A 358-nucleotide genomic window follows, 5' to 3' on the forward strand; every position below is an offset into this window, starting at 1 on the left:
GTCCGATAACCAAAAACGGTGACTGCGTTTAAGCACTTCATAATCTATGCGCCCTCCTCCCGAAGAACAGCTTTCAATTTCTAACTGAGGATGGCGTTTAGCTAACTCATCCACCAAGGCATAAAAAGCCTTAGTTTGGCGGTGTACTGCTGCTTCTCCTAAATGGCTAGGCTGCACCAGTTCTCGGTTCATGTCCCATTTGATGTATGAAATAGCATATTGGCTAAGTAAGCTATCGAGTCGCTCCAGCAAGTAGTCGAATACCTCGGTATTCTGTAAATCTAATACGTATTGGTAGCGCCCGGTTTTTTGCTCGTAACCCGTTTGGCCCAATACCCATTCAGGATGATTGCGATAC

The 358-nt window shown here is 45.5% G+C and carries 1 protein-coding gene; it reads right to left on the bottom strand.

Annotation, left to right across the window (positions count from 1 at the left end; genetic code table 11):
* On the bottom strand, positions 1-358 hold a 358-nt coding region (locus tag Q4528_RS12910; RefSeq protein ID WP_303521878.1), incomplete at both ends, for an alpha-galactosidase.

The organism is Staphylococcus pasteuri, from assembly GCF_030547725.1.
Classification (GTDB): domain Bacteria; phylum Bacillota; class Bacilli; order Staphylococcales; family Staphylococcaceae; genus Staphylococcus; species Staphylococcus pasteuri.